Source organism: Candidatus Kapaibacterium sp. (genome assembly GCA_023957315.1).
GTDB lineage: Bacteria > Bacteroidota > Ignavibacteria > Kapaibacteriales > UBA2268 > PGYU01.
The window spans coordinates 67,931-80,501 of record JAMLHE010000002.1 but is presented as its reverse complement, the minus strand read 5'-3'; the positions used below and the strand labels follow the sequence as shown (position 1 = coordinate 80,501).

Below are 12,571 nucleotides of genomic sequence, written 5' to 3'. Positions count from 1 at the left end.
ATGGCGAAATTGCAAAAAGACATATTGAGCGAAGAGGAAAGATTGAGCGGATTCGACGTTGGCGAACCCGACGACGATACTTTTGCTCTTGGAAATTCTGACTATATCGAGGATATTGAAGAGATTTTTGACATTCCGAAAGAGCCCGAGCAAATTTCTGACATTGATACTGGAGCTGATTACAAAGTTCTGAAAAATGTCGTTGAGCAATCAGACAAGCCCGAAGTTTCGGTAGCGGAATCGCCTGAAGATGTATCGGTTCCAACTCCACCCAAAGAAGCTGTCTTAGTGATGGACGATGATTTCAAGGATTTTGTTAAAGATTTATTAGATAAAGATAAAGTTCAGACTGTTAAGCCAAGCTTACCAGTTGATGATACTCCTATCGTAGATAATTATGACCATGACAAAGAATTATCCGGTGCAGAAAAAATTTATCTCGACGAAATAGCCCCCGACGACAAAGATACCGATACAGACGATTCCAATGCTTCAGCAGCAGCAGTGCCACTGATAGTGGAAATGCCCCAATCTGACGAAGCTAAAGAGGATGCTAAAAAAGATGATGAAGAAGATGAAAAAAAGCGAAAAGTATTCCCGATTTTATTGATTGCAGGAATTGTAGCTGCTTTATTACTGATTTCTCTTTCTGTTATTTATTTTGTGTATTTGCCATTATCTGATCAGCAAAGTGAAATTGCTACTGATACGGCAAAGACAATTCAAGAATCACCACCTGCTCAAGTCGAAAAAGAGGCAGAACCGGTAGCAGTAATTACAATAGATAGCGTTGAACAATTTGTAGAGCCCGAACCTGAAACTATGGCTGAAGTTATGGTTGAGAAAAAACTTGATGTGCCACCGAGCAAACCCCAAGCGGCACCCGTTAAGCCTGTTCAGCAACCAAAAGCGAAGACTACCACTGAGGCACCAAAGGTTCAAACAGATAAAGTAATTGCAGACAAAACACATGCTGCAAAGACTGAAATACCAAAAGCAAAAGAAGCACCTAAGAAGCACGAAGACCTAGTTTCGATAATTCCTGAAAGAAAAACTGAAACTAAACAGCCCTTTGTACGTGATAACGTTAAGGAAGAGTTTACTGTGCAAATATATGCTTCACCATCGAAGGAAGATGCAAATAGATGGTTGGAGAAATTGAGAGCCAAAAGCGTTAATGATGCTTTTATCAGCGAACAAATGATTCGTGATGTAAAGTGGTACAGAGTAAGATTCGGGACATATGACACGAGGGAAGAAGCGAGAGCAGCAGCATTGAGATACGGATTTGCACAAACATGGATTGATAGAGTAAAATAAAAAAAAGTGATTTTGGGGGGATTTTGAAATGCTGAGAAAGGCAACATACGAACAAGAAAAAGCTGTTCAGATTAAATTACCTTGGGATGAAAATACTGCCAAGGGATTTGGTATTGCCCTCGCGATAACATTAGTGTTTCTGTTGATTGCTCCGAGCCTGTATTATCAAAATCCGGGTTATCGAAATATTCAGATTAATTCCGTTCCGCTCACGCTATTAAATTTTGGCGATGGCGACGGCACAGGTTTGAGCAAAGGCAATTTAACTGCTGAGGGTATGCAACGCAAAGGTGGCGAAGCGTCTTCGATTTTGCAAGATGCCGAATCGCCTTCTATAACGCGTTATGATAAAAATGTTGATATTAAAGACCCAATGATGGCTAACCCTGTTGCGGTTTCCGAATTAAGTTCCGATGCTAAGACCAAAGGTACGGACAAAGGCGAAGGCAGACTTGATATTGGCGTCAGAGATGGCTCTACAGACGGCTCAGGATTGGGTTCGAGAGGTTCCGGCAAAGGTAAAGGCTTGGGCTTTGGCGATATTGAATGGGGCGGCGGCGGCAATAGAATTGTGCTACAGAAGCCCTTGCCGAAATTCCCTGCAGGTGTAAATACTAACGCTGAATTGAAATTCCGATTTACAGTTTTGCCTGATGGTTCGGTCGGACGTATTATTCCCTTGCAAAAAGCTGACCCGAGACTTGAAGCTGCGGCTATGGATGCTTTGAGGCAATGGAGATTTAACCGTCTGAATAGTGATGTTATTATGGAAGGCATTATTCCTTTAACTTTTATATTGCGATGATTGACGACATAGTAATGTTTTATACGCAATTGCCACTTTTTGGCAAAGTTTTGATAATTCTGATTCTTATTGGAAGCGGTTTTTCGTTACTTAAAAATCTTGTAAAATTGGCTATTATGTTAGTCATATTAGCGATTTTGGTATCACTGCTTTTCAAAATTTTGGATATCTAATCTCAGCGCATTTTACTCAATATCTGCGAATCGCAATAAAACTCCGATGCTGCTGCACAAGTCAAGCAAATATGTGCCGGAAGTATTGCTATCGTGTCCCTTATTTCGAGTGAATCAAACAACTCTTTTTCGGCTACTAATATTCCATGTTCTTGTGAGAGTTGCCTGATATAAGACTGCGCATAAATTTTTTCAATTTCAAATTTTGAGTTAACTCTTGCCGGGATTCCATAAATAACCTGTCCTGAAGAATCCTTTGCAAAATCTTTTGATAGATGTATTGCACCGGCGTGAACCAATATTTCGCCACGTTGCGGATATTTTGATATTACTTTAGAAATCAAATATGCAGCGATTTCCTCAATCTTGCAAACTCCCAAAAAATACTGCTGCAAATCATTGAAAATAAATACACCGGGACGCATCTCATCAATTCCCTCGAAATTATCAATCAGCGACATCGAAGGCGAATCTCCCATTGAAATCACAGAATTAATGCCAAATTCTATTTGAATTGACTTTTTCAACTCTGTAATTTTTTTGAGCGATTTCTCATGAATTGCCCTGATTTCATCCGTATTTTTTGCGGTATATGTCAATCCGTCATGAACGGCAAATCCAATAAAATTTAAATGATTAGAATTTTTGATAGTTCTGATAATTTCAAAAATTAATTCAATATCATCCGAATCAACTCCCGACCTTTTGTAACCATTGTCAATTTCGATATATATTCCAATTGGATTGAGCATCTTTTCTGCCAATATTTGAACAGATTCTACGCTATCTACAAAAATGCTGATTTCAGCTTTTGATGCCATTTGATTGAGATTTTCAATTTTGCTCACATCTAAAAGAAATGCAATCGTTATGTTGCGTACTCCATTTGCAACAAAATATTCAGCCATCTGAATAGATGATACAGTAAACTCCGTTATTCCAAGCTCGTAATAATATGGCAAAAGTGCTGCAGAATGATGCGTTTTGAGGTGTGGAACGAATTTGCAACCGCTCGAAACTGCTTTGCGGTGCATCATTTCCAAATTCTTAATCATTTTATTTTTGTCAATCGCTATGAAAGGTAGCTCAATCATTTCCATTTTCTTTTAAATCTGCAACATAAATATTTCCAAAGATAATTAAATGTAGCGTCATACTTTGTTTTAGTTGCTCAAAAAGACTTATTTTTACATTTTGATTTTAACAAAAGAAAATGAAATGGTAAAATTCTTAGACTTAAAAAAGCAATATTTGTCTATCAAAGGCGAAATAGACCACGCAATCTCATCGGTAATTAACGATACTGCCTTCGTAGGCGGTAAATACGTCAAGCAATTTGAAGAATCCTTCGCAGAATATCTCAAAATCAATCACTGCATCGGTGTCGCTAACGGAACTGACGCTCTCGAAATCGCTATCGAAGCGCTCGATTTGCCCAAAGGCAGCGAAATTATCGTTCCGGCAAATTCTTTCATAGCTTCATCGGAAGCTGTCACGCGTTCGGGCTGCAAAGTGCGGTTTTGCGACGTTGGCGATGACTACAACATTGACCTTGCAGACTTAGAAAAGCAAATCAATCCAAACACTTCGGCAATAATGGCAGTCCACCTGTATGGAAATCCCTGCGATATGGATGGATTGATTCAAATCGCCAATAAGCACAAATTGAAATTAATCGAAGATTGTGCCCAAGCTCACGGCGCCACTTATAAAGGCATCAAGGTCGGCAATTTCGGTGATATTGCTACATTCAGCTTCTATCCGGGCAAAAACTTGGGTGCTTACGGCGACGGCGGAGCTATTGTGATGAAGAATTTCGATTATGCACAAAAATGCAGAATGATAGCCAATCACGGAAGTGCTGTAAAATATCATCACGATTTTGAAGGTCGTAACTCGAGACTTGACGGTATTAATGCGGCAATTTTGTATTTCAAGCTGTATCATCTCGATAAATGGAACGCCATCCGTAACGCCGCAGCTGAATATTATATCGAGCGCCTTGGCGGCATTGAGGGAATCACTTTGCCCAAAAACACCGACGGCAAATATCATGTTTGGCATTTATTCGTTATCCGTAGCCTACAAAACAAGCAATTAGCAGACTTCTTAAACAAAAAAGAAATTCAAACAGGCTATCACTATCCCGTCGCTTTTACCGCGATTGAAGGCTTATAGTTATATCAAGCAAGAGACAAGCTACATGAATGCTGCAAATGGGACTCGCAACTTCTGGAGTTTGCCCATGGGCGACCACTTGAATAGCGATGACGTTGCCAAAGTATGCGATGCTGTGCTCGAATTTACGGGTCAAGACTGATGCGTTGGAGAAAACTGAATAATCTTTTGCATCGGGATATTGGGTATTTTTTTGTTGGTATGACATTGATTTATGCAATTTCCGGAATTGCTATCAATCATCGCAGCGATTGGAATCCGAGTTTTAATCTCAGAATCGAAAACACAAAAGTTGAAATCCCATCTCACCACGTAGATATTTTCAAAGACGACATTTTGAATGTGCTTTCAAAATTTGACCAAGAAAATCATTATAAAAGTTTCTTTTTTGAGGACACGACTAAAGTGCTCGTTTTTTTCGGATTTCACAATATGGAAATTGACATCCGAACAGGCGACGCAAGAATTGAATGGCTGACGAAAAAGCCACTTTTGTGGGAAATGAATTTTTTGCATTATAATCCCGGAATTGTTTGGACTTTATTTTCAGACTTGTACTGTTTGGGATTGATTTTATTGGCAATAACCGGAATGTTCATTTTACAGGGAAAAAAAGGTATCACAGGTCGTGGGAAATGGTTTGTTTCTGTTGGGATTATTCTTCCAATAATTTTATTATTAATGTATATTTGAAATTGATATATTAATAATTAACACAAACTTAACATTAGATTAACATGTAAGTTATATTTAATTGTTACATTTAATTTACTTTACTATTAAAAATATAAATATTAAATAATGGATTTATACGAAACTATCGGCACGATGTTAGCCGGAATTGGGATGTTTTTCAGCGGTGTGAAAATCGTAGGAAATAGCCTGAAAAACATGACAAGCCATAAATTTAGGATATTAGTATCCAAATGGACAGGCAATAGTTTCTTAGGTGCATTATGGGGATTTTTATCAGGGGCGATTTCCCAAAGTAGCTCCAATACTACATTCATACTCATTAGCTTGGTAAACAGCGGATTAGTAAAAGTGCGAAATGCCTTGCCGATTGTAGCCTGGTCTAACGTTGGTACAACTTTGCTGATTTTCCTTGTTGCTATCAACATGAAGCTTGCTATTTTAGTCATGCTCGGTTTGAGCGGTATCATGTACGGTTTCGATAAGGGAAGCCGCAGAGAGCATGTTTTCAGCACCGTATTCGGAATTAGTCTTTTGCTCTTTGGGTTTCAGCTACTCAAGACAGGCTCCCAACCCTTCGCGGAATTAGATTTCATCAATTCACTCTTCTCCTTTACATCAAATTCCTATATTTATCCGATATTACTCGGGGCATTTCTTCGTTTCATTATTCATTCCTCATCTACCGTAACGGTATTAATTATGACTATCAGCCATGCCGGATTGATTGGATTGGAGCAAGTCGTACTCATGATTTTCGGAATGGGATTTGGCGAAGGATTGATTGTATATATTATGTCTGCGGGAATGAAGGGCACTTCGCGGCAACTCTCATTATTCAAGGTTTACGAAGCCTATACAGCTTCTGCGATAATGCTTCTGCTGTTTGCAATCGAATCTGCGACACATATTCCATTGTTTTATAGTCTGATTTCCACAATAGGAAATACAATCGAACAACAAACTGCATATGCCTTTTTTGGAGTTAAAATTGTCCCCGTCATTATTATGACATTCTTTTATGGTCCCATCTACAAAATGCTCGTCAGAGTTAGCCCGCCGTTGACTGAAGAAAATTTATCTAAATTGCAATTTATCAACGAACATTCTCTGCGCGATGTGGAAACCGCTCTGACACTCGTGGAAAGCGAACAAGAAAGAATTATTAAGCGATTTCCGATTTATTTGGAAAATGTGATGAAAGATGGAATTAAAAAAGATTTGACTGATTTGAATGTGCTTCATAAATCAACTCTACCACTATTGGACGAACTTGACAATTTCCTCAAAAATGTAATTAATATGAATCTTTCGCATCAAACTTCGGAACGATTTATCAATATTCAAAATCGCCAAAACCAAATCCGCTCAATGGAATTAAGTTTGTTCAACCTTGCCGACACAATCAGACTTTCCAATATTCAGGGAAGCGTTAATCAATTGCTCGAAAATCTTGTTCAATCACTTCACGCAAATATTTCGCTCGTAGCCGATGCTGCCAAATCACGCGATAATTTCGATTTGATAATGGTAATCAACGCAACTAATGACCGAGGCGATTTGATGGAACGCATCCGCAAGCAATATCTCAGTTTGGATTCAGATATTCAAGCGGAAGATAAACCTCTGCTACTCTACATCACCGACCTTTTTCAACGAATTATTTGGCTATCCAACAAATGGGCTACACTTCAGAAAGCCGCAATTAGCAATTAGTTTGCATGATTCAGTGGTGTATTTGGAAAATTGGGAATGTTTTGTTATGTTTGCATATCATTTATTGAGAGTTCGTAGATAAATGAGTTACCGCCAATTAAAATAACAACATGAAGCAAATTACAAAAACATCATTAACAATAATAGGACTGATAATTACAAGCATGTTGCACGCTCAAACCTACTATGTTGATGTCAACTTAGGGGATGACAATGCTGTGGGAAGTTTCTCCAATCCTTGGGGAAATATTGACACTGCGATAAACCGCCTAAATACTGGTGACACCTTATTCATCAGAGGTGGGGATTACACGAGTTATGGTCAAATAACATTTCAAAAAAATGGTACTTCAACACAGCCGATTGTCATAAGTGGCTATCAAAATGAATACCCATTGGTTCAAGGTTTTACAATAGGTTATAGTTCTTGGCTTGAAATAAAAAAAATAGACTTCAAAGGCCCTCAAACGCTTCCTGTTGGTTGGCTTGATATGCCGAATATTGTAATTGACAATCCTGCTGTAAACACAAACGACACAATCACATGGTCAAGTCCAGGGTTTAGAGTTGATAGCATTTTAACCAAATATTCCTCTTATGCAAATTTCTTTAATTATGCATGGAATACTAATCCTACATGGGAAAGCAATGCCAGTTATGGTTTAAATATTGTGGATTGTCAAAATATAGAAATCATTGCAAACAAGTTTTCACTTCACACATACGGTATCAGAATCCGAAATAACTCAAAGTATATTAATATCAATCAAAATGAATTTACTCATTGCTTAGATGCTATTGCAGGTTATTGTGATGTTGGAAGTTACCAATATAGTTTTGGCTTTTCGAGCATTACGAATAATGATATAACTCAAAGTCTACGAAATGGAATAATGTTGAATTATGGAGCAAACAACAATCTGATTGATAATAATATTGTTACCTACTCAGGTCAAAATCATATTAGTACATTTAATCTTGATATTCTAAGTGATTCGGCAGGATATAATACTGTTTCAAACAATTTTGTTGCCTACGGTGGTTATTATGCCGACTTTATGAAGTTTCCTGGTCCTTCAGGAATTAGTTTGCACTCACCTGGACCTGGAACCAAAGCAATAGGTAATTATATCGCCTATCAAGTTACCAACGCTTATAGAAAAACGAATTTAATTGACGGAAACGGTTTAATTTCTGATAATAACCCACACGGCTCTGAGTTTATTAACAATGTTTGCTTCAGACCCATGGGTAATGGATTTTCAATAGTCAAAGCAAAAAATAACACTTTCGTTCATAATACTGTGATCCATGCTGGCTATGGTGACCCAACTTCACTTAACAACGGAATGGCTATAAAAATTGTTGAAAGTGGAGACACAAACAATGTGATTTACAACAACATTTTTACAAATGCTGAAAGAGGCGGAATTTATTCTCAGCATCCAACTTTTTCTAGCCAAACAGCAATCGATTACAATCTTTATTATGGGATATCTCCTTTTGCGGCTGACAGTTTCTATACAGGCGGTATGTACAATACAATTCCATATGAAATCAATGGTTTAAACATTAAACCAGATATTACAGACAGTCTTGGAAACATCTCAAACACTTCTCCCGCTATTCTAGCAGGAAACGGTCTGTACTCTTACCCAACCGACAAAATTGGGACTTCAAGAAATTCATCCCAACCAACTATCGGTGCATATGAAAACTCGTACGTTTTAGGAATTGAGGATGTTTTTGAAGATAAAAAGGAATATCGTGTTTACCCAAATCCAGCAACTAACATCTTGATTGTACCACCATTATTGAGCAGTAAAACTAATTTGAATGAACTTTTTAAACTTTATTCGTTAAACGGAGTGCTTGTCTATCAAAAATCCATTAGCACTAGTGAAGTGAACTTTATACGACTGGACACATTGAATAGTGGTACTTATATTTATCAATATGGAGCAGCGTCTGGTAAAATCATTAAGCAATGAAAACAAAGTCCGAAAAAATAGAAGTTGAAAACATCAATGTTCCTAGTTACAAGTCAAAAGTCGATAAGGAAAAATATACTGCCATAAAAAATGCTATGATGAAAGTGCTCCCTAAATCATCTCCCGGATTAAATCAGAAGGAAATGAAAGAGAAGATAGCTTCAATGGTTCCTGAAAAATTATTTCCAAACGGAGAAAAAGTTGGTTGGTGGGCAAAAACCGTTCAACTCGACCTAGAAGCAAAAGGAATAATCAAAAGATTGAACAAGAAACCGTTGGAATGGACAAAGAATGAATAACTGGCGGTAACATTGTATAAAAGCAATAGCGGGTGAAGTAGTAAAATCAAGGTCAGTGCATTTAATAAACTTTGGTAGTTGCGGACAGGTAATCGCCTTGAAATCCGCTACTGCTCTTATACTTGGCCGTTATGGCTCATTTAAAAAAGACACGACACTAATGAAAAAAACTATAATATCAATATGGATACTCCTTTTTTTGTTTTCTGCACATCAAACCTTTGGACAGCAGAGAAAAATTGATGTTACAATACATTCACGAGTGGACACTACGCAAAGAGAGATAAAAGAAGTAGCTATGCTTTGGATAAATTATTTGAATTCTAAGCCTGACAGTTTACACGACAATCCATATTGGAATAATGCTGAAAAAGTTAAATTCAAGAATTTTGACCTTTCTACACCATATATGTATCAATTTCCATCAGAACAGCTACTTAACTACTACAAACCGACAATTTTATCCATTGAAAAGGAGGGCGAATATTATGGAATTAGAACTATTTTTTCGGCAGATGCACTTCAAGGAGAGTATCGAAAGTCAAATCCTTGGTGTATCACAAAACTTTACGCAGTAAAAGAAGGTGGCAAGTGGAGACTTAAGAATGCTTTGCCAATAATTACCGAAAAATGGAATAAGAGGACAATAGGAAAAATTACCTTCATTTATCCACCACATCATAAATTCAATAATGATCTTGCAACAAAAGCAAGCCAATTTTGCAACGAAATAACTGAGAAGTTTAAATTCCCTGAGTGGGAACCATTTGACTTCTATATCACAGACAGTGGAGACGAGTTGGGTAAACTACTAAATTTTGATTTCTACTTTGCGGGTTATACTACAGGAATTGGAATGAATGATAATCGAATACTTTTAAGCGGTTTTGGGTCAGAATATTATCCTCACGAATTTATTCATTTAATAGTGCCAAAGTTTGACAGACACGATTTGATTGAAGAAGGTTTTGCAACTTGGAAAGGCGGACAAGGTGGGAAAACATTTGAACAAAGTGCAAAGCTATTTGCAAATGAACTTGCTAAAAATGATACGGTCACTTTTTTAGACGTCTTGAATAGAAAATGGGGATGGCAATATGCAGCATTTTATACCACAGGAGCAATTTTATGCAATTTTGCTTTTGAAAAAGGTGGAGTAAAGCTTGTAAATGAATTATTGAATATACCCAATGATACCGAAAATCTTGTTGACAACCTTTGTTTAGTATTCGGGATTGACAAAAAGGACTTTGACAAATTTTGGAGGAATGAAACATTGAAATTCACAGACAACTAAATGAAAAAAAACGAGCCATAACAGCACCTACCCAAAAGTGGCGGTTCAGTGGTTAAATCAAGCTTTTTGCTTCTATGAAAGTTTCTGCTTGGTTGACAGTGAAGTGCTCCGAAATCGCCACCTTCGGGTAGCTGCAAAACGTTAGCGGTATTTTAAAGACTACCAAATTTGACGTTCATAATCAACGCCACAAACGACCGCGGCGATTTGATGGAACGCATCCGCAAGCAATATCTCAGTTTGGATTCAGATATTCAAGCCGAAGATAAACCACTGTTGCTCTACATCACCGACCTTTTCCAACGAATCATTTGGCTCTCCAACAAATGGGCAACACTTCAAAAAGCCGCAATTAGCAATTAGTTTGCAGGATTAATCAATAATCTTTATTTTAGTTGAATTATTTTTCGCTAATTCGGATTTAATTATGCAAGACGAACGTGGGCTTTGGAGTTCGAAATTTGGATTTATAATGGCGGCGGCAGGCTCTGCAATTGGTTTGGGCAATATCTGGCGCTATCCGTATATCGTTGGCGAAAATGGTGGCGCCGCATTCGTAGTGCTATATCTCATCTTCATTCTGCTTATTGGTTTGCCCTACATGTTGGCTGAATTCTCGCTCGGCAGAGCCACTCAACTCAACGCCGTCGGTGCAATTGACAAAGTCAAACCCGGCACCAAATGGCGAATCGCCGGATTTATGGGCATCATCACAAGTATCGGGATTTTATCTTTTTACGGTGTAATTGCAGGTTGGACGTTCGGCTTCATTTTCAAAACTCTCGTCGGCGACTCAAGCGATTTCGGGGCTTTTATTGCCAATCCGCTAATCGAAATCGGGCTGTACGCCGCATTTATCTTGATGACAACGCTCATCGTTTACAAAGGAGTCGCAAGCGGCATCGAAAAGTGGTCGAAAATCCTAATGCCGGTGCTTTTGCTGATTATCATCGGGCTTATCATTTATGCCAATTTATTGCCGGGCTCATCCGCCGGATTGGAATTTTACCTTCTCCCCGACTTTTCGAAAATCACTTTTAAGACCGTGCTCGCAGCTCTTGGGCAGGCGTTTTTTTCCTTAAGTTTGGGATTGGGACTGATGGTCACTTTCGGCAGTTACATTCCCAAAAGTACAGATATATTTTCCGCAGCAATCATCATAGCGCTCACAGATGCAGCCATAGCAATTATGGCAGGATTAATTATTTTCCCGGCACTATTTGCAATGGGCGAAAACCCCGCATCGGGTCCGGCGCTTGTATTCATCGTATTTCCGCAGCTATTCATGCAAATGCCGGGCGGAGCAATCGTTGGCGCCTTTTTCTTCGTTTTGCTTTCGATTGCAGCGCTCACCTCGACCATGTCATTGCTCGAAGTGCCGGTGTCCTACTTAGTTGACCAAAAGAAGCTGAGACGCTCCAAAATTGTGTGGCTCGTAGCGGCATTTGTTTTCGTCGTCGGATTGCCATCGGCGCTGTCGCAAGGTTCGGTGGACTTCTTCACCAATTTCGGGCTAATCCCACTCAGCTTGTCGCCACCCGATTTCTTGAGCCAAATGAGCTTCATTTTCGGCGATATGTTCCTGACAATCGGCGCCCTGATACTGTGCATTTTCATAGCTTGGGTGTGGGGAGCTGACAAAGCCGCCCGCGAACTCGAAATCGGCAGCCCCCTATTCGCAAAGTTCGCCCCACTCTGGAAAATTCTAATCAAATATCTAATCCCAATCGTAGTCTTCGTCATTCTGCTCGGCATCTTCAAAATATCGGGGGTGTAAGGAGTATAAATCTATATTTTATGTTTAGATACATTAAATTTGGAAGTATAGATTTTTTCATTATATTTGCATAGAGGAATATAATAATTTGGTTTGTGAATAATATTTTCGCGATAATCTTAGAAGTGCCTCTGTATTAAGATGATTTTGATTTGAATTTGACAATAGTTAATATAAGAGTGATAATGAAAAAAAACTATTTCTTACTCGATATATTTCCGGCAGCTTCTTGCACTGCCGGTGCAGTTCAAGTTGCTACCGGTACTTATCTAACAAAAAATTCATATTTATATTTATTTGCCTAACATTTATTGAGAGTACG

General features: G+C 38.4%; 11 protein-coding genes. 10 read left to right on the top strand and 1 reads right to left on the bottom strand.

The window, feature by feature from the left end; translation table 11 throughout:
• Together M9949_02110 and M9949_02105 are read left to right on the top strand one after the other, a co-directional pair.
• Complete coding sequence (locus M9949_02110; GenBank protein ID MCO5250199.1) at positions 1-1,320, top strand: SPOR domain-containing protein; 1,320 nt, start codon at positions 1-3, stop codon at positions 1,318-1,320.
• Between the two features lie 28 nt (positions 1,321-1,348).
• Positions 1,349-2,125 carry an energy transducer TonB gene (locus M9949_02105; protein MCO5250198.1) on the top strand — a complete coding sequence of 259 codons (777 nt, stop codon included), beginning with the start codon at positions 1,349-1,351 and terminating at the stop codon, positions 2,123-2,125.
• Positions 2,126-2,300: 175 nt separating this feature from the next.
• On the opposite strand, the gene M9949_02100 is transcribed toward M9949_02105, so the two are convergent.
• Positions 2,301-3,392: an alanine racemase gene (locus tag M9949_02100; protein MCO5250197.1), complete on the bottom strand. Its 1,092-nt coding sequence runs from the start codon at positions 3,390-3,392 to the stop codon at positions 2,301-2,303.
• 124 nt (positions 3,393-3,516) lie between these two features.
• Here M9949_02100 and M9949_02095 point away from each other — a divergent pair, with 124 nt between their 5' ends.
• From M9949_02095 to M9949_02060, 8 genes are all read left to right on the top strand, one after another.
• Positions 3,517-4,476 carry a DegT/DnrJ/EryC1/StrS family aminotransferase gene (locus tag M9949_02095; GenBank protein ID MCO5250196.1) on the top strand — a complete coding sequence of 320 codons (960 nt, stop codon included), beginning with the start codon at positions 3,517-3,519 and terminating at the stop codon, positions 4,474-4,476.
• A gap of 141 nt (positions 4,477-4,617) precedes the next feature.
• A complete protein-coding gene (locus tag M9949_02090; protein ID MCO5250195.1) occupies positions 4,618-5,169 on the top strand; it encodes a PepSY-associated TM helix domain-containing protein in 552 nt (183 codons plus the stop codon).
• Between the two features lie 108 nt (positions 5,170-5,277).
• A complete protein-coding gene (locus M9949_02085) occupies positions 5,278-6,885 on the top strand; it encodes a Na/Pi symporter (protein ID MCO5250194.1) in 1,608 nt (535 codons plus the stop codon).
• A gap of 164 nt (positions 6,886-7,049) precedes the next feature.
• Positions 7,050-8,876, top strand: a complete 1,827-nt coding sequence (locus tag M9949_02080; GenBank protein MCO5250193.1) for a T9SS type A sorting domain-containing protein — start codon at positions 7,050-7,052, stop codon at positions 8,874-8,876.
• Positions 8,873-9,175 carry a hypothetical protein gene (locus M9949_02075; GenBank protein MCO5250192.1) on the top strand — a complete coding sequence of 101 codons (303 nt, stop codon included), beginning with the start codon at positions 8,873-8,875 and terminating at the stop codon, positions 9,173-9,175. The genes M9949_02080 and M9949_02075 overlap by 4 nt, the downstream gene beginning before the upstream one ends.
• 160 nt (positions 9,176-9,335) lie before the next feature.
• Positions 9,336-10,472 carry a hypothetical protein gene (locus tag M9949_02070; protein ID MCO5250191.1) on the top strand — a complete coding sequence of 379 codons (1,137 nt, stop codon included), beginning with the start codon at positions 9,336-9,338 and terminating at the stop codon, positions 10,470-10,472.
• Between the two features lie 168 nt (positions 10,473-10,640).
• On the top strand, positions 10,641-10,835 hold the full coding sequence (locus M9949_02065; GenBank protein ID MCO5250190.1) for a hypothetical protein: 195 nt from the start codon (positions 10,641-10,643) through the stop codon (positions 10,833-10,835).
• A gap of 64 nt (positions 10,836-10,899) precedes the next feature.
• A complete protein-coding gene (locus M9949_02060) occupies positions 10,900-12,249 on the top strand; it encodes a sodium-dependent transporter (GenBank protein ID MCO5250189.1) in 1,350 nt (449 codons plus the stop codon).
• Positions 12,250-12,571: the final 322 nt, after the last annotated feature.